This window comes from Helcococcus bovis, assembly GCF_046035835.1.
GTDB lineage: Bacteria > Bacillota > Clostridia > Tissierellales > Peptoniphilaceae > Helcococcus > Helcococcus bovis.
In genome coordinates this window covers 1-18,802 of record NZ_JBFNGB010000030.1, presented here as the reverse complement: position 1 = coordinate 18,802, position 18,802 = coordinate 1, and the positions used below count along the sequence as shown (strand labels likewise).

Genomic DNA, 18,802 nt, shown 5'->3' with positions numbered 1-18,802 from the left:
TATCTTCAACTTCTTTTAATATTTTTTGAAAATCTTTAGGATATAGCTTTTCACCTTTTATCTGCAATCCAAATTTTGCTATTAAGGATCTAAACTCAAGTACTTTTTCCTCATCAGGCTCTTCATGAACTCTGTATAAAAATGGTACTTCAATATTTGCAAAATGTTCTCCGACAACCTCATTTGTTAGAACCATAAATGATTCTATCAGTTTATTTGCAACTCTTCTTTCATTTTCTCTTATGTCAATAGGTTTACCATTTTTATCAAGTTCAATAAAAGATTCCTTAAAGTCAAAATCAAGTACTCCATTTACAATTCTTTTATCTTCTAAAATTTTATGAAGTTCTGCCATCAAAAATAAATGGCTTTCAAGATTTTCATCATTATATATATTATTTTTTTCTTCTAATAAGTCTGAAACTTCTTCATAAATTAATCTATAATCACTTTTTATAACCGATTCATAGAAATCATAGTTTTTTAACTTACCATTTACATCTAATCTCATTTTAACCGTTACAGCAAGTCTATCAACATTAGGATTTAATGAACATAAATTATTTGATAATGCTTTTGGAAGCATTGGGATAACTCTATCTAAAAGATATACTGAGTTCCCCCTTTCATATGCATCCTCATTCATCGCACTATTTTCAGTTACATAATTTGCTACATCAGCAATGTGTACATATAGAATATAGTCATTTCCTTCTTTTTCAATTGAAATTGCATCATCAAAATCTTTTGCTGTTTTTCCATCAATTGTTACTGTAAACAGTTTTCTAAAATCTTCTCTATTTTTGTAGTCTTCCTTATCTGGATTTAATGGTAAAGAATTTGCATATTCTAAAGTTTCATAGGAAAAATCATCAGGTAATTCATACTTTTTAGCTATCGCTAATACTTGTATACCTGTATCATTAGTATTTCCTAAAATCTCTACTACACGACCTGTAGGATTTTTGTCTTTTTTATCAAAGAACATTATCTCAACTACAACTTTGTCGTTATTTTTTGCACCATTCATATATTTTTTAGGTATATAAATGTCATAATCGGATTTATTTCCATCTAAAACAACAAAACCAAAACTTTTTACTTTTTGGAAATCTCCAACTAAAATTTCCTTACTTCTCTCTAAAATTTCAATAACTTTGCCTTCACATCTCTGCCCATCTATCGCTTCTTTTACTATTTTAATACTAACTCTATCGTTATTTAATGCTCTATTTAAGTATTTTTTAGGTATAAAAATATCTGAAATATTTTCATCTTCTGGTATAAAAAAACCAAATCCCTTTTTATTTATACTTATTTTTCCCGTTAATTTCTGCATATTTTTATCCTCTATATCTTTTTCATTATAATTATATCATATATAATATTGTGATTTATACAATAAAAAAAGTGTTACAAAATGAAAATCATTTCGCAACACAATTAAAAATCAACTATTTTATAATAGCTAAAAGTATTGTTGTAATAACAAATACTACACCTGAAATCCAAGTTAAACTACTTAAAAGTTTTTCTTTTCCTCTTGATGCTGTTTTACCAAATACATTAGCAGCTGAACCAGAAATTGATCCCATACCTTCTGCTTTTGGTTCCATTAACATTGTTGAAATGATTACAACAACACATGAAATTAATAATATCCCTAATAAAATATTTTGCATAGTTTCCTCTTTCATAATCTTTACAATATTAAAATTATATCAAATAGAATGTATAATTTCAATCAACAGTTATTTTTTCTTTAATTTTCTCAAAACTTTTTTCACCAATTCCAGAAATATTTTTTATATCTTCTATGGTTTGAAATTTATTTTCATCTCTGTATTTAATAATTTCACCAGCTCTGGAAGAACCTACTCCTGGTAATGTCATCAGCTCTTCTTTCGTTGCAGAATTAATATTTATCTTTGATGTATTAGAATTTTGCTTATTCGAAGACGTATTTTGATTTTTAGAGCTACTTTTTTCAATCTCTCCAATTTTATATACATGAATTTTCATTTCATCTTTTAATTTTTGTGAAAGATTTATACTTTCAATATCTACATCTTTACAAAATCCTCCAGCCTTATCAATTAAATCTTTTACTCGGCTTTCAGCCTTTAATTGATATACGCCTTGTTTTGCAACACATCCTGTTACATGTACATATATTATATTTTTTTCGATTTTTTTATCTTCCTTAAATTTTTCAGTATTTGTTTCTACTACATCCAAAGATTTTTTTAATATTTCTTCATTGTCTATATTATCTTCACTTTTTCTATTAACTACACCTATAATTATTATGATAATTATAACTATAGCTATTAAAATTTTATCTAAATAGTTTTTTATTTTCATACTCACCTCATCGGGCGAGCTGTCTTAATCCCATAATTTTTCTAAATTATAAAACTCTCTTTGTTCCTCTGTAAATATGTGGACAATTATATCTCCTAAGTCCATTAAAATCCAACTTGCATCTCTAAAGCCTTCATTTCCTAAAACCGTAAATCCTGCTTTTTCAATTTTTTCTTCAATTTCATCTGAAATAGCTTTTGTTTGTTGGATTGATTTTCCTGTTACAAGAACAAAATAATCTGCAATAGTTGATTTTTCATCAATTGAAATTACTTTAATATTTTCTCCCAACTTGTCTTCACAAGCTTTTACAACTATATCTAGTTTATTCATCTATACTCCTTTGTAAATAGTTTCTTGCTTCTACTGTCTTCAAATCAATTATAGCATTTATTGAGATTAAATACTTAATTTGATTATTTAATGATAGTAAAATACCTAAATCAAAATTTTCCATTACTTGTTTTCTAACTTCATCTACTGTCTCAAAACTTCTTTCCGGCTCTATATAATCTGCTATGAATACTAATTTTTCTAAAAGTGTCATATCTGCTTTGCCAGTAGTATGCCATCTTATCGCATCTAATACTTTATTATTTTCTACACCGTATATTTCTTTAGCCACTATCGACCCCAATATAGTATGTGCTAATACTGGTATTTCAAACACTTCTTTTTCTTTTAAATTATATTTCTCTTTAAATTTTTCAAAATAAAATTCTTCATTATTTTTAGCACAATCATGTAACAGACAAGCATATTGTATCTCATCCTCATTTAATCCAAGATTTAAGTCTTTATTTAATCTCAATGCAGTTTCATTTACTCTTAAAACATGCTCATATCTTGATACTTTCAAAACTTTTTGTAAATTTAATTTTATATTTTCAAAACTCAATGCCATAAGTTATTCTCCATAATATATTTAATAGTTTCATCTCTTAATAAATATTTGGGAAATATATCGTTTTTTATATCTTTTCTTATCTGAGATGACGAAATTAAGATTTGAATGTCATCATAAAATATTATTTCTTTTTTAGTTAAACTTCTATATTTTTCGATAAAATCTAAGTTTATATTATATCCTGGTCTTTGAAATACAACCAAATTTACCATTTTGATAAATTCTTCATATCTATGCCATGTGTCTAAGTTTATAAAGCTGTCACTTCCTATTATAAAATAAATTTCAGCATCGATTTGAGATTTTAATTTTTTTATTATATCAAAGCTATATGAAGCTGTTTTTAAGTCTCTTTCTATATCAGACATTTCAAAAAATGGATTATCTTCTATAGTTTTCTTTGTCATTTCATATCTAATATCATAATCTAATAAATCTACATTTTTATGATATGGATTAGCTGTCGGTATAAACAAAACTTTATCCAAATTTACTCTTATTCTTGCTTGATCTGATACTAATAAATGTCCTATGTGTATTGGATTAAATGATGATCCAAATACTCCTATTTTTTTCATAATTTACTCCTATTTTGGAAGTGTAATTATTTTTTCTTTTGACTGTCTGTAAATTACAAATTTTGAACCCATATGTGATACAAAATCTGCACTTAATTTTTCTAAAATTTCTTGTATTGTTTCTTTATCATCAAATAAATTATTTTTTAATATTTTAATCTTTACTAATTCATTAGCGTTTAATGTGTCATGAATTTGTTTAATTAAATTATCAGTAATACCATTTTTACCAATTATTATTTTAACTTCCATTGTATTTGCTAATGATTTTAGATATGATCTTTGTCTTGAATTAATCATATTTCTCCTATCCAAAATATTCTATCTGTATACTTTCAACGTGGATAGTATCCCCATCTTCTATACCTAATTCTTCTAATTGAGCCATTACACCCATTTTTTCTAATACAGCTTCAAAATGTCTCAATGATTCATAATCATCAAAGTTTGTTTTTCTAATAAGTTCAGAAATTGGATAACCTTTAACGATATATTCTCCATTTTTCTTTTTAACTTCAATAGTTCTATCAACTTTGAAAAATGATTCTAAATCTAATCTTTCGTCTTCATCCAAGCTATGATAATCTTTTTCAATTCCTTTTAATCTTTCAAACATATAGTATTTTAAGTCTTCTATACCTTTTGTTGTGGCTGCAGAAGTTTCAATTACTTTTAATTCTGGGAAATTTAATTTAAAAATTTCTAAATTTTCCACTGCATTTGGTAAGTCCATTTTATTAGCAACTACGAATAAATCCTTTTCTCTTAATTTATCACTATAATTGCTTAATTCATTCATTATAACATTAAAATCATCAATCGGATCTCTACCTTCACTACCAGCCATATCAAGCACATGTACTAAAAGACGTGTTCTTTCAACGTGTTTTAAGAACTGATGTCCTAAACCTACACCTTCACTTGCCCCATCAATTAAACCTGGAATATCAGCTATCACAAAATTATTTTGAAAATCAATTTTTACTACTCCTAGATTAGGAGTTAATGTTGTAAAATGATAGTTTGCAATTTTAGGTTTTGCATCAGATAGAATTGAAAGTAATGATGATTTACCAACATTTGGAAGCCCTATTAAGCCTATATCAGCAATTAATTTAACTTCTAATATTACTTCTATTTCCTGTGAATTTTCTCCTGGTTCTGCAAATTTAGGCGCTTGTCTTATTGAATTTGCAAATTTAGCATTTCCTTTTCCACCTTTTCCACCTTTTGCAATTACAAACTCTTCACCATCTTCAATTAAATCACAAATTACCTTGTTTGATTTTGCTTCTCTTACAATTGTACCCACTGGTACTTTTACATATAAATCTTCACCTTTTTTACCATATTGTTTTTTATTTCTTCCAGGTTCACCATTTTGTGCAAAAAAGTGACGTCTGTACTTAAAATCCAATAGTGTTTGTACATTGGAGTCAGCTTTTAATATTACACTTCCTCCATCTCCTCCATCTCCTCCCGCAGGTCCGCCTGCAGGTTCAAAGATTTCTCTTCTCCAAGCAATTGCTCCATCTCCGCCTGCTCCAGATCTTAAAATAATCTTTGCTACATCTAAAAACATTTTTACCTCTTTTCAGGTTATGTAATCATATTACATTTATAAAAAAAATATCCAGAAAAATTAAATTTCTGGATACATACTTTTCAATTAATTAAGCTAATTGTTCTCTTGTATAAACACTAACTTTTTTTCTTGTCTTGTCAAATCTTTCAAATTTAACGATACCATCAGCTTTTGCAAATAATGTATCATCTTTACCGATACCTACATTTGCCCCTGGATGAATTTTTGTACCTCTTTGTCTTACTAAGATATTTCCAGCAAGTACAAATTGTCCATCACTTCTCTTAGCTCCTAATCTTTTAGCTCTTGAGTCTCTACCGTTTCTTGTTGATGATACCCCTTTTTTACTTGCGAAAAATTGTAAATTTAATTTTAACATTTTATACCTCCGTATAGTATAATTCGATATAATCACTATATTCTTTTAATATAGATTGTATGCCTAGCTCATATTTTTGTAATATCAACTGTGCATCGTGCATTTTTTGTTTGTCTAATTCCTTATCTAATGTAAGTTCTATATCATTTTCTTCTATAGAATATTTAATGTAATCTTTTATTTTAAGTATATCGGTAAATGTGTCTATTGTATTATATGTTAGAATCGAAACTCCTGCACATACAATATCTTTTCCTGTATCTTCAAACTCAGCATGACCTGAAACATTAAAACCTTTAATTTTACCTTCACTTAAATAAATATCTACTCTTATCATTATCCTATTGAATTAATTCTAACTCTTGTATATGGTTGTCTGTGACCTTGTCTGCTTGAAGAACCTTTTTTTGGTTTATATTTGAAAACAACGATTTTCTTTCCTCTACCGTGTTCTAAAACTTCAGCATTAACTTTAGCTCCTTCAACAATTGGTGAACCAACTTTAACTTCACCTTCATTTGAAACTAATAGAACTTCTTCAAAATCAAATTTTGCACCTTGTTCTAAATCTAATTTTTCAACTTTTAAAATATCGCCTTCTTTAACTTGGTATTGTTTACCACCTGTTTTAATTACTGCGTACATAGTATCTTCCTCCTTAATTATTTTCTCGCTAAATAGGTGCTTATGCTTAAACCTATTTGTATGCGGTTTAGATACTGAAATATTATATCATCTAAAAGGATCATTGTCAAACTAAAACACTATAATTTCAAACAAATCCATATTTGAAAATCCCATTATTTTATATTGTAACCCATACTCTTGAAATACATCTTTTATTTTATTTTTAAGCTTTAATTTATTATCTGCATTCATCCTTAGAAAATCTATAATAAGCATCTTTTTTATATTTCTTAATTTTATTTGTATAGCAATTTCTTCAATACTTTTCATATTTACTTCTAATGATAATTTTTCTTTGTCTAATGCATGATTAGAATATTTTGAATTAATATCAATAACCGTCAACGCTTCTAATCTATCTATTACGATTTCGATTTCATCACTTTGGACTTTTCTATCTCTTGAGTTAGCTAAATCTAAAGATATAATCTCGTTATATTTAGGATTAAAGTTTTTATCTACTAGATTTGCATATTCATTTTTTTTATTAGATATGACATCCATGTCATAATCAATAAAATAATCTCTCAAAAATTTCCCCTGATAAATTAACTTAGGAGTTGGTAGCATATGCTTTTCTTTTAAAAGTTTTTTATAGTCATTTACAAGTTTACAGTATCTACCTTCTAGCTCTTCATTTGAAATTAATTTTCCTCTACTTCTTAATTTGTAAGGTATTTCAAATTCATAGATAATATTTTTAATATTATTTTTTATATATGGCATTAATATTACATAACCATCACTTAAACTTATCTTTTGACTTACTTCTATCATTTTATCATCTTCAGGAACTTTTATTACTTCAACTAAAACATCATCCCCTAGTTTCACTTTATCTATTAAATATTTTTTTCTCAAAAGTGCATTTTTTTCTTCTCCAATATTTAATACATATGCATCCATAGAATTCAAATAGTCAATTATTCTTGCACGATATATATTACCAATTATATTTTTTTTTACATCAATATAATCTATTAATCTATTATTTTTTACTTCTCCACATATTAACTTTTCGTCATCAAATATAAACTTAAAATTATCCATTTTTTTTAAATAACCTTTTTATTTTTTCAAAAATTGAAATCTTTTCAACGTCTTCTTTGTTAATATCTCTTTCTGTTTCAGCCTTATTTTCTTTTTCTGCTAAATCATCTATATCCTTATTATTTTCTAGATTTTCGTCTATATTTTCTTCATCTTCAAAAATATAAATCCCTTCAAAAATTTCCATTAATTCATCTTTTTTAGATAATTCTGGTTTATTTTGAATGTCTAATTTATTATCAAATAATACAATTATATTTTCATATTCTTCATTTTCTAATTCTTCAATAAATCTATTGAAGTCTACAGATGTTTCTTTCATTTTATATGATGATGGTAAAATTTCTATTTCATCATCTATTTCCATAACCGCCTTAGCAAACCCTACTGTACTGTTTATATAATCTGAGTTATCAAAAATAATTTCATCGCTAATCTTTAATTTTTTTTCTAAACTTCTGTCTTCTTGAATCAAACTTAATATTAAAGTTTTCCCAGAAAACTTATTTAAGATTTCTGGGAATTTATCAATCAAGAATTCATATTGGTTTATATCAATATAATATTTTTTCATTCCAATCTCATTCTTTCTATTTTTTTATTTCTTCTAGCTCTCCTGGTCGTGTATTAGTAAAAGCTGGATCTTTTTTTACATATTTATAATATGCGTAGTATATATCATTTACTGCCCCTCTAACATTTGTAGATTTTCCACCTTCTACTACAGAAACATAAACTGCAATTTCTGGAGTATTAAGTGGTCCAAATGATATTTCTGATACTAAATCTTCATAACTTTGTCCAGTTTTAGGATCTATGCTTCCAAGTTGAGCTGTCCCCGTTTTAGATCCTATCTCAAATGGAAAATTATCTCTATAAAGAACCTCAGTAGACGCTCTCCTCATTCCTTCTTTAACAGCCTTAAAACTATTAATGTTTATACCTGTATCTTTCGATTTTGGTGTTTGTGAAAATATAAGCTTACTATTATCATAATTTTCTATTTTATTAATTAATGTTGGATGCATTAATTTTCCATCATTTGCTATAATAGACGCTAATTGAGCCATTTGCATAGGTGTATAAGAATTTTGTCCTTGTCCGATAACCATATTTAGTGAATCGGATGTGGTCCAAACAGCTAAATTTAAATAAGTATATTTTATTCTATCAGCCAAATTATCATTTTGACCTTCTATTATTTTTTCAGCTTCATAACCCATACTTTCTAAATTTTTAATTATATCATCTCTAGAATTATCTGCCCCTTTATCTACCCAAGAAATTATTGTATTTATATCATTTTTTAGCTTAATATCATTTACTTTTACATCTTTTTTGGAATACTTTTGTAAATTATTTTCTAAATAATATCTCAATTGAATCCTTACTATATTTCTCTTACCTTCAACACTTGGTGATGTTCCTCCAGATTCTAAAGGATAATTTATTTCTATCCCAGTAGGATTTTGCAATCCTAATTTTTTAGTCATGTTATTTATATCATCCAATGTAACTTGTACATTTACATCATTTTTCTTTTCAGGATTATATCCTAATCCTAAAACATAGAAATAAAAGTTACTTGAAACTTTAAGTGCATCATATAAGTTTAGATTTCCCCAAGTTCCTCCCGTTTTAGAGAATAAAAGTTCATAGAATCTATTATCTCCAACTTCAATATATCCCCCCGTATAAATAGGATCGTTTGGATCTAATCCTTTTTCTAAAGCTGTAAGTGATACAACAGTCTTAAATGTTGATCCAGGTATAAATGCAGACTGCAATACATTGTTCAATATTGGTCTTGGAGCGTAAATGTCATTAGGATCAAGATTATTTAATTTATCCCAAGCGTAATTTGAAATTCCATTTACAAACAAGTTTGGATCATAATCAGGTTTAGAAACCATAGACAAAACTTGTCCTGTTTTAGTGTCTATAACAACAGCAGATGCTATTTTAGCTTTAGGAGCGGCTGTAATTCCATATTGTCCAAAATATGATTGATAATTTGCACCAGTATTTACTGAATATAATAAATCCTCAATAATTTTTTCAGTTTGTCTTTGTAAATTTATATCTATTGAAGTATATAGATTATTTCCTGGTACAGATTTTGTTTCTTCTATTACATCTGTCGTTTTTCCATAAACATCTGTATACACTAATCTTTTTCCTTTTGATCCCCTAAGTGTATCTTCAAAACTTTCTTCCAGACCATATTTTCCTATAATATCATTTAAATCATATTTCTTATATTCTACATATTCATCAATTTCTTTTTCACTCGAAATTTTACCAATATATCCTAGCATATGTGATGCAGTATTTCTAAATGGATAGTTTCTATTTGATTCAAGTATAATTTCAAATCCAGAATCTTTTGGTATTCTTTCTTCAATTTGAACTATAGAATTTTTATTTAAATTTTTTGCAATTTCAATTGGTGCATATGCCAAATATCCTCTAGAATTAATTTTTTCTAAAATAGATAAAGTTGAATACTTTAGATACACGTCATTAAAATCTAAATTAAATTCTTTTGAATATTTTTCAAAAAATTCTTTAGCAGAAATGTCTTTCCTTTCTCCATCTATTAAATCTTCTTTATCTTTTATATAAGAATATTTCCAATCTTTTAAATATATTTTTGGATAAATCCCTGATTCAAAAATAGATGATTGTGCATAATAAATTATATCATCAGAAATTATAAAATTATCTAAAAGATTTGAATCTTTTGCATATTTTATTAATGCATCTACAGGTGTCAAGTTAGAATTAATATTATGGCTATCTTCAGCATAATATAATTCTACTTTTTTCTTTTCTTCATTTATATTAAATTTTATATTTGTTTTAATTCCATTTTTTTCTAATAAAATTATTAATTTACTTGCTGGAATCACTAGTTGATCTTTATCACTATAAGCTGTTTCTAATAATTTTTTTATAGATAAATCTTTTACTAAATTTAAAAAATCTGATTTTGCATCTGAAGTAAGTGTAATCTTAGGACTAACTTTATTTAATCTAGCTTTTTCTTCTATAAAGTTTCTATCTAAATTAAAAACAATATCTGACAAAATAATATTAGATTCTTTTTTATTTTCTTTTAATACATCATATATTATTTTTCTCGATAATGGATGCGATATCAAATAATCTAAAAAACTGTCATCATTTATAACTTTATCAATAAAATAATCTATTGGTTTTGTTGAATCAGTTATTTCTTTATTTTTTAGTAATCTATCATATTGTTCATTTTTTTCAAATTCAATTTCAATCTTATTATTTTCAAATTTTAATTTAAGTGGCATTTGAGTACCTCTTAAATTTATATAATCTCTCATCCTTTTAATTGGATAAAAAATGATTTTGTTGTCGTCATATTTATAGCTAGATAAAAATATTTTTTCTAAAATTTTTTTATCTTGAATTGCTTTTATAACTTTTTCATCTGGTAATGTTTTTTCTTTGAAATAATCATTTTTTTCTTTATACATAAATTCATAAATACCAAATTTACTATTATTAGCAAAATTTATTCCTTCATTTTCAAGAAATTTTGTAACTTCAAGAAGTGTATTTTTTTTATCTATATCTGATAAAGAACTAAATCTATCTTTATACGCAACTAAAGAATATATTGGTTTATTATCTGCAAGAGCAATACCATTTCTATCGTATATAATTCCTCTAGTCGAATCTAGATTAATTTGTTTAATACGATTATTATCTGAAAACTTTTTATATTTTGCTCCATTTATAACAGTTAATTCAAAAAGTCTTGATATTAAAATTAAGAAGGCTATTAAGAAAACTACGAAAACAATTCTCAATCTACTTTTTTTCATATCTCCTCCTATACTATACTTCTTAATTTATTTTTTTCAATACGATACATAATGAAATTAATAAATGTGAAAAATACTAAACTTACTATAATTTCAATTAATATTGAAAAATTAAATAATTCCTTAAATATTACACTTGGGTTTCTATATATGATTAAATTCATAACAATAACATATATCTTTTTAAAAATTATGGCAATTATTAAATATACATAATTTTTCGCTAAATTCTTGTGTTCATTTATGTTAAATGAATATACATAATATGAAATTAAATAGAATAATAGCGCCTTTACTCCTAGAGTATTACCAAATGCTATATCTTGTATTAATCCTTGAAATAGTCCATAATATACAATATTCTCTTTTTTTGCATATATTGAAAGTACAATAATTAAAGGAATAGTAATGCTTGGAACAACACCATATAAATTATATTTTGATAAAATTGTCAAATCAACAAGTAAGTTGATAATAAATAAAATTATAATTTTTAAACCTTTCATCATTACTCCTTAACTGGTAACACATAAACGTTGTACATTTTTGAAAAATTAATTGGACTTTTAATTTTTACAATTTTTTTCAATCTATCTGTACTTTCTGTAACTTCAACTACTTCACCTATATATATCCCCCTTGGATATCTTCCACCCGTCCCAGATGTATATATTTTTTCGCCAACTTTAATATCTTTTTTTTCTAATAAATATCCGTACAAATATCCATCAAATCTTTCATTTATAACACCTGTTATTTCAGACTTAACATCAACAAATGTTATATTGTATTTTGAATTTAATATTGATGAAACATCTGAAGAATTTAAACCAACAGAAGTAACAACACCTGTAAGTGCTCCTTTTGAATTACTGTCATTATATGCGTTAACTATAATATCTCCAACTTTTATTCCATTTAATGACCCTTTATTTATCTTAAAATCATTAAAAAATATATCATTATCTTGCATTATAACTTTAGCATTTAATAGATTCGCTTTTCTCATGAAGTCATAATTTTGCTTTAAGTACTCTTTATTTTCTACAACAAAACTCAAGTCTTTAACTTGTTTTTGTAACTCTTCATTTTCTGCTTTTAGCTTATTAACTAAATCTCTATTTGGTTTAGTTCCAAATGTAAAATCTATAACATCATTAACTCCATTTGTAATTAAAGATGTTACTAAAGTAAATGGTTTTGTTATTATTCCAAAAGCATTTGTCAAATAGTTATTTGTATTTGGATTTATAATGGATAAAAATATTATAATTAATAAAGTCAATATTCTTATAACATGCTTTTTATTTTGTTTTTTTTCATTATAATATAACATATTTATTTCCCAATTTTCTTATATTCTTCTAAATTACTAATTATTTTTCCAGCACCATTTATAGCATCAGTAAATGGATTTTCAGATTTTACGACTCTCAATCCTAATTCTTTTTCCATATATAAATTTAAGTTTTTTAATTTACTTCCGCCACCTGTAATAAATATCCCATTTTTTAATATATCTCTTGATAATTCTGGAGGATTTTTTTCTAATACATATCTTATTTCTTCAAGTATAATATTAAATGTATCCTTAATAGCTTCAATCGCATCAGAAGTTTTAATCATAATACTTGATGGCATACCAGTCATAACATCTCTACCACTTATTTCAAGTTCATCATAAGTTGTTACTTCTCCAATTGCTGCAATAGTCTCTTTAATTTCTTTTGCAGTATTTTTTCCAATTATTAATGAATGATTATCATAAACATAATCAATTATTTCTTGGTCAATATAGTCTCCACCATATTTTATATTTTTAGATATTACAATACCATTCATACTTATAATTGAAATTTCAGTGCTACCAGCTCCAAAATTTACAATTAGTCTTCCTTCATTTTTAGAAATATCAAATTCACTTCCAATTGCACTTGCCAAAGTAGACTCTAAAATATATACATCTCTTGCTCCAGAATATGTACAAGCATCTTCTAATGCTCTAAGCTCAATATCGGATATTCCACTTGGAGCCGTAATAACTACTTTAGGTTGAAATAAATTAAAACCTTCTATTGCCTTATCTATACAATATTTAAAAATAATTTTAGTTACTTCAAAATTTGCTATTTTACCTTCTTCCAATGGTTTTAAAATCATAATATTTTCAGGTGATTTTCCATACATTTCATGAGCACTGTTTCCAATAGCGACCACATCTGCAGTTCTTGTATCAAATGCTACTGCCGATGATTCATTTATAATTATACCTTCTTTTTCTTTATATACTCTTGTATTTTCTGTTCCCAAATCAATAGCAAGATTTGCCCCAAATATACTTAATAATCCCATATTAAAATCCCTTTACTAATTTTTTCTCTCTTAAACTTATAAATTTATTTTTTCCAATTACAAGATGATCTAAGATTTTTATACCTAGATATTCTCCAGCTTTTATTAATCTTTCTGTAATTAGAACGTCTTCTCTACTTGGTGTAGGATCACCACTAGGATGATTGTGTGCCAAAATTATACTATTACAATTTTTCAATATAGCACTTCTAAATACTTCTCTTGGATGCACCAAAGATTGATTTATAGTACCTATTGAAATTGTATCTACAGATATCACTCTATTTTTAGTGTCCAAAAATAAAATGCAAAATTCTTCTTTTGTAGAGTTGTTATAATGAATGTACAAATAATTTGCCACAGATTCTGGAGAATCAAATGAAATTTGATTAAATCTATCCATTTTGCTTAATCTCTTTCCAAGCTCCAATCCAGAAATTATTCTACAAGATTTTGTAAGTCCTATACCTTCTATTTCCATTAGCTTTTCAATAGAAGTATATAGCAAATTATTTTCCTTATGTTTAACTCTTAAAATATCATCAGCTAAAGCAATTGCATTTTTCTTTTTGGTACCGCTTCCAATTAAAATAGCCAAAAGTTCGATATCACTCAAACTTTCTACTCCTAAATTCATCATTTTTTCCATAGGTCTATCATTCAAAGATAAATCTTTTATAGTATAATTGTTCATAATTGCTCCTTAAAATTTTTCAATTTTTTTCAAATGAGAAGCCACATTATGCGATCCTAACCCAACAAAATATCCCGTAATAATCCCTATTATTGTTAAAAATGGGAAATAAGTATAAAGCATAAGCGACTTCAGAATGTACGCTGCAGCAGTAACCTGTGCAAAATTATGTGAAACAGCTCCAATTATACTCACCCCTATAACACTAAATATCATAATTCTTTGATTAAAATATCTATATGCTATCCACATCATAATAGTGCTAAAAATAGCACCTACAAAACTATATATAAAACTCGGTCCAAAACCAATTATCATCATTAATAAAATTGACTTAAGTGATGCAACAATTATTCCTCTACTAAATCCATATATAATCAAAGTTACTAATATTACCATATTAGACAGTCCGAGCTTTGCTCCCGGCATGACAAATGGTATTGGTATCATTCTTTCAACCAATGACACGGCTAATGCCATAGCAATTAATAACCCTGTATACACCATATCTCTTATATCTCTATTCATATTAAAATACCGTACTATCTATATTATTTTGATTTTGTCCATCAGATTTTATTTCAATTACTAATCTATTTGGCAAGCAAACTAATAATTGACCTACTTGACTTATTGTTCCTTGTTTGATGCACAATTTATCTAGACATGATGATTCTATAATTTTAATCTCATTATCTCCAAATTGTATAACATTCTTACCATATTCCGTTTCAATCGTATACTTTTCTCCAATAATATCCTTTGAAAATTTAATAGCATTTATCTCTTCACCATTAATCTGTATACTTACATATTTTCCTGTAGTATTTTTATTTACATTTGCCATGTAATAAGCAAACAAAATACTGAAAACAACAAGAATTATAACTAAAATTTTATCTCCCTTTGTCAATTTCATTTTAACTCCTAACCTTAAAATTTTATCACAAAAAACATGTATTTTAAATGATAAAATTTTCCCTATACATATTTAATTATATATCATTAATAATCATATTGCATTTAAAATTATCATTTAAATATACCTAAATTTTAAAAAATAATAAAATCTCCACAAAAATACCTGTTGAAAATAAATCCAACAGGTATTTGTAAATATTTTATTTTGCATTTATTGCAGCCATTGCAATATAGTTATATGGTTGATTGAAGTGAGGCAAGAAGAATAAATCTAATAATTTTAATCTATCAATTGTAACTCCTTCTTGAATAGCCAATGAGAACATATGAATACCCATTGACATATCATATTCTGATGCCATTTGTGCTCCAAGCACAATTCTAGTATTTTTATCATATACAATTCTTACTTTTACATTAGGATTTTTCGTTTCAATAAATCCAGGTTTTTGAGTATCGTCAAAATCTGTATATAAAACATCAATTCCTAATTTTTCAGCTTTACCAACAGTTATACCGGTAGATACCATATTTAATCCATAAATACTAATCCCATTAGATCCTTGAACTCCATTAGACTCTACATCTCCACCTGCTGCATTATGTCCAGCAACAATACCACTTCTTGCTGCGTTAGAAGCTAATGCTATATAGTTAGTATTGTCAATTGAATTATCATATACTGTTGCACAGTCACCAATAGCATAAACATCCTTAATACTTGTTTCTTGCTTATTATTTACTAAATATGCGTTATTTCTAAATAATTCTAATTTATCATTTCCAAGTGATGTATTTGGTCTAAATCCGATGCACATAATTACCATATCAGCTTTTATTTCTTTTTTATCAGTTAAAACAGAACTAACCTTTCCATCAGTTCCCTTTATTTCTTTAACCATTTGACCAAGTTCTAAATTAATATTATGATTTTTCAAATTATCTCTCATTAAGTCCGTAAATGGTTCATCATAATATGCCGGTAATACAGTTTCTGTAATATCAATTAAAGTAACATTTTTACCATGTCTTTCAAAAGCTTCTACTAATTCAACACCAATATATCCAGCTCCAACAACTGTTATATCCTTTATTTCTGGATTATTTAATTTTTCAACAACTTCAACAGCATTTTGATACAATTTTACTTGCTGAACGTTTTCTAAATCTTTTCCAGGAATATTTGGTGTAATAGGAAGTGAACCTGTACCCAAAATTAATTTGTCATAACTATCAGTTACTTCTCTACCATCCTTAAATCTAACAAAAACTTTCTTTGAATCAAAATCAACATCATAAACTTCTGCTTCCATATAAACTTTAGCACCTTTTGATTCAAACTCTTCTTTACTTGCATAGAAAAGTCCATCTGGCTTAGAAATTTGATTACCAATCCATAAAGCCATCCCACAACCTAAAAATGAAATATTGTTATTACTATCATATATTGTCAGTTCATGTTCAGGATAATTATTTAAAATCGTTCTAATCGCTGCAGTGCCTGCATGATTAGCTCCAACCACTATTATTTTACTCATTTATTTGTCTCCCTTAAATAAATTTTTATCAAAATTGATATAGTAATATTTTATCAAATTTAAAAAATAAAATCTACTAAAATAGTTATAAATTTCAGCATATTCAGATATGAATTTACAATATTACATAAATAAATTAGACAAAAAGAAAATCAAAAAAATAATTTTGATTCTCCATATATTTATATATTAAATTTAAAATTCAACAAAATCTTTTTAATTTCTACACATTGAATAAAATATATTACTTTTAATTATATTTTATTTAGAAAATTTTCTCTTTGTTGAAAACAGTGCTAATCCTGAAATAACCATTGTAGCAAAAGATAATACAACTCCTGAATCTCCTGTATTTGGATTTTCTTGTTTACTATTTTCTTCTACTTTTATTGGTGTTGCTGGTGTTAACTCTGTCCATGGTACACTTGGTTTTATTGGTGTTGCTGGTGTCAACTCTGTCCATGGCACACTTGGTTTTATTGGTGTTGCTGGTGTTAACTCTGTCCATGGTACACTTGGTTTTATTGGTGTTGCTGGTGTCAACTCTGTCCATGGCACACTTGGTTTTATTGGTGTTGCTGGTGTTAATTTTGTCCATGTTAAATATTCTGACAATGTTAAAGTTAATCCCACAGGTTCATTATTATCTTCTATTACGTATTCAAATGATTCAATATCATAAGGTTTACCGTTTATTACAGATGAATCATTCGGAACAGAAACCAACTCTACCTTATATTTACCCGGTAATAAATTATGTGAAGGAATTTCACCTTTATCACTCATTTTAAATATAAATTCTTCTTTTGTGTCTAAATTAGTCATTTTAGATACAGCATTTGGAATTCTTTTCAATACTCTATCTAGTGATTTAAATTGAGTATTAAGTGTAACTACAGCTGTCTTTGGTGCTTGTTTTTCTAATTTTTCTAATCGATTAAGCTCAAATTCTAATATTTCATAATCTGTTTTTAACATTCTATATGTAAAAGATTGTTTATCAATATATTTATCTTTTATTGCTTTTACAGCTTCTTCTATAGTTGGAAGTTCATTTGGAGCATATTTATCACGTTTTTCTTTAAGAAACTTTTGTGCTTCATTATACTTTGATAAAAGTTCTTTATACTTATCAACTACTTGTACATAATCTTTTAAAATTTGTGGTATATGGACATTTTGTCGATTATTTTGATCTGCTTTTGGTCTCCATTGTTCTCCCTCATTTAAATCCGGTAATTTAACTTTAAACCCTTCATCAAACAATGTATTAAATTGATCTGTAGAAATTGTAATTGAATAACTCTTTGAATTTTCATTCTTATTTAATTTTATTCCGGATATCCAATCTTTATTAACTCCCATTAAATAAACATTATCTTGTAATTTTTCCCATTTAGAAAAATCAAAGTTTAAATCTACTTTACCATCAAGTTGCACTGTAGCTTTTACAATAAAATCGGAATTAGTTGGTACATCTACAGGTTCTTTTTTGTATGGTATATCTCCTTCAGCAAATGATTTATTAAAACCAAATACCGATAAAGAGAATACCAAAGCTAATAAAATAGCAAATATCTTTTTTACTTTGAATATTGATTTCATATTTTTTCTCCTTAATATTTATTATAAGTATATATTATACTATCAAATAAACTTTTACAAGTATATTATTGAATTAACATAATTTAATAGTAATCATTATAACAATTTATTAATGTATGAAAAATTTTATATAATGACTAAAAATTAATTAATTTTTAGTCCGATGAAAATATTAATTTTTGAATTATACTAATATAACTACAACAATAAATAACATTAATGAATAAATTTACAAACATTACTTGTTTCTTATGCCTATTAAAAAAGATGATTTACAAA

Annotated in this window: 22 protein-coding genes; all 22 read right to left on the bottom strand. The window is 26.2% G+C overall.

What is annotated here, in order from left to right; translation table 11 throughout:
• Positions 1 to 1,339, bottom strand: a 1,339-nt coding sequence (locus ABGF48_RS08085) for a ribonuclease R family protein (RefSeq protein ID WP_408105830.1), incomplete at its 3' end; no start/stop codon positions are given.
• A gap of 115 nt (positions 1,340 to 1,454) precedes the next feature.
• Complete coding sequence (gene secG / locus ABGF48_RS08080; RefSeq protein ID WP_408105829.1) at positions 1,455 to 1,682, bottom strand: preprotein translocase subunit SecG; 228 nt, start codon at positions 1,680 to 1,682, stop codon at positions 1,455 to 1,457.
• Positions 1,683 to 1,740: 58 nt separating this feature from the next.
• The gene (locus ABGF48_RS08075) at positions 1,741 to 2,364 is read right to left on the bottom strand and encodes a helix-hairpin-helix domain-containing protein (protein WP_408105828.1); all 624 of its coding nucleotides are present in this window, start codon (positions 2,362 to 2,364) and stop codon (positions 1,741 to 1,743) included.
• 24 nt (positions 2,365 to 2,388) lie between these two features.
• Positions 2,389 to 2,697: a ribosome silencing factor gene (rsfS, locus tag ABGF48_RS08070; RefSeq protein ID WP_408105827.1), complete on the bottom strand. Its 309-nt coding sequence runs from the start codon at positions 2,695 to 2,697 to the stop codon at positions 2,389 to 2,391.
• On the bottom strand, positions 2,690 to 3,268 hold the full coding sequence (yqeK, locus tag ABGF48_RS08065; protein ID WP_408105826.1) for a bis(5'-nucleosyl)-tetraphosphatase (symmetrical) YqeK: 579 nt from the start codon (positions 3,266 to 3,268) through the stop codon (positions 2,690 to 2,692). The genes rsfS and yqeK overlap by 8 nt, the downstream gene beginning before the upstream one ends.
• Positions 3,259 to 3,849, bottom strand: a complete 591-nt coding sequence (nadD, locus tag ABGF48_RS08060; protein WP_408105825.1) for a nicotinate-nucleotide adenylyltransferase — start codon at positions 3,847 to 3,849, stop codon at positions 3,259 to 3,261. Before nadD ends, yqeK begins: the two co-directional genes overlap by 10 nt.
• A gap of 9 nt (positions 3,850 to 3,858) precedes the next feature.
• Positions 3,859 to 4,149: a YhbY family RNA-binding protein gene (locus ABGF48_RS08055; RefSeq protein WP_408105824.1), complete on the bottom strand. Its 291-nt coding sequence runs from the start codon at positions 4,147 to 4,149 to the stop codon at positions 3,859 to 3,861.
• A 7-nt stretch (positions 4,150 to 4,156) separates the two neighbouring features.
• The gene (obgE, locus tag ABGF48_RS08050; RefSeq protein ID WP_408105823.1) at positions 4,157 to 5,431 is read right to left on the bottom strand and encodes a GTPase ObgE; all 1,275 of its coding nucleotides are present in this window, start codon (positions 5,429 to 5,431) and stop codon (positions 4,157 to 4,159) included.
• A 91-nt stretch (positions 5,432 to 5,522) separates the two neighbouring features.
• Positions 5,523 to 5,813 carry a 50S ribosomal protein L27 gene (rpmA, locus tag ABGF48_RS08045; RefSeq protein ID WP_134711695.1) on the bottom strand — a complete coding sequence of 97 codons (291 nt, stop codon included), beginning with the start codon at positions 5,811 to 5,813 and terminating at the stop codon, positions 5,523 to 5,525.
• 1 nt (position 5,814) lies between these two features.
• Positions 5,815 to 6,150 carry a ribosomal-processing cysteine protease Prp gene (locus ABGF48_RS08040; RefSeq protein ID WP_408105822.1) on the bottom strand — a complete coding sequence of 112 codons (336 nt, stop codon included), beginning with the start codon at positions 6,148 to 6,150 and terminating at the stop codon, positions 5,815 to 5,817.
• Positions 6,150 to 6,458: a 50S ribosomal protein L21 gene (gene rplU, locus ABGF48_RS08035; protein ID WP_408105821.1), complete on the bottom strand. Its 309-nt coding sequence runs from the start codon at positions 6,456 to 6,458 to the stop codon at positions 6,150 to 6,152. The genes ABGF48_RS08040 and rplU overlap by 1 nt, the downstream gene beginning before the upstream one ends.
• 111 nt (positions 6,459 to 6,569) lie before the next feature.
• Positions 6,570 to 7,550 carry a ribonuclease E/G gene (locus ABGF48_RS08030; protein ID WP_408105820.1) on the bottom strand — a complete coding sequence of 327 codons (981 nt, stop codon included), beginning with the start codon at positions 7,548 to 7,550 and terminating at the stop codon, positions 6,570 to 6,572.
• Positions 7,543 to 8,124: a hypothetical protein gene (locus ABGF48_RS08025; protein WP_408105819.1), complete on the bottom strand. Its 582-nt coding sequence runs from the start codon at positions 8,122 to 8,124 to the stop codon at positions 7,543 to 7,545. The genes ABGF48_RS08030 and ABGF48_RS08025 overlap by 8 nt, the downstream gene beginning before the upstream one ends.
• 16 nt (positions 8,125 to 8,140) lie before the next feature.
• Entirely contained in the window at positions 8,141 to 11,413 is a 3,273-nt protein-coding gene (locus ABGF48_RS08020; RefSeq protein WP_408105818.1) for a penicillin-binding transpeptidase domain-containing protein, read from the bottom strand.
• A gap of 8 nt (positions 11,414 to 11,421) precedes the next feature.
• Positions 11,422 to 11,919 carry a rod shape-determining protein MreD gene (gene mreD, locus ABGF48_RS08015; RefSeq protein WP_408105817.1) on the bottom strand — a complete coding sequence of 166 codons (498 nt, stop codon included), beginning with the start codon at positions 11,917 to 11,919 and terminating at the stop codon, positions 11,422 to 11,424.
• A 2-nt stretch (positions 11,920 to 11,921) separates the two neighbouring features.
• Positions 11,922 to 12,749 carry a rod shape-determining protein MreC gene (mreC, locus tag ABGF48_RS08010; protein WP_408105816.1) on the bottom strand — a complete coding sequence of 276 codons (828 nt, stop codon included), beginning with the start codon at positions 12,747 to 12,749 and terminating at the stop codon, positions 11,922 to 11,924.
• A 2-nt stretch (positions 12,750 to 12,751) separates the two neighbouring features.
• Positions 12,752 to 13,765: a rod shape-determining protein gene (mreB, locus tag ABGF48_RS08005; RefSeq protein WP_408105815.1), complete on the bottom strand. Its 1,014-nt coding sequence runs from the start codon at positions 13,763 to 13,765 to the stop codon at positions 12,752 to 12,754.
• Position 13,766: 1 nt separating this feature from the next.
• The gene (radC, locus tag ABGF48_RS08000) at positions 13,767 to 14,459 is read right to left on the bottom strand and encodes a RadC family protein (protein WP_408105814.1); all 693 of its coding nucleotides are present in this window, start codon (positions 14,457 to 14,459) and stop codon (positions 13,767 to 13,769) included.
• 9 nt (positions 14,460 to 14,468) lie between these two features.
• Positions 14,469 to 14,987: a Gx transporter family protein gene (locus tag ABGF48_RS07995; protein WP_408105813.1), complete on the bottom strand. Its 519-nt coding sequence runs from the start codon at positions 14,985 to 14,987 to the stop codon at positions 14,469 to 14,471.
• Between the two features lies 1 nt (position 14,988).
• Positions 14,989 to 15,378, bottom strand: a complete 390-nt coding sequence (locus ABGF48_RS07990; RefSeq protein ID WP_408105812.1) for a NusG domain II-containing protein — start codon at positions 15,376 to 15,378, stop codon at positions 14,989 to 14,991.
• A gap of 202 nt (positions 15,379 to 15,580) precedes the next feature.
• Positions 15,581 to 16,918, bottom strand: coding sequence for a H2O-forming NADH oxidase (nox, locus tag ABGF48_RS07985; protein WP_408105811.1), 1,338 nt, complete (start codon positions 16,916 to 16,918; stop codon positions 15,581 to 15,583).
• Between the two features lie 261 nt (positions 16,919 to 17,179).
• Positions 17,180 to 18,523: a hypothetical protein gene (locus ABGF48_RS07980; RefSeq protein ID WP_408105810.1), complete on the bottom strand. Its 1,344-nt coding sequence runs from the start codon at positions 18,521 to 18,523 to the stop codon at positions 17,180 to 17,182.
• Positions 18,524 to 18,802 lie beyond the last annotated feature (279 nt).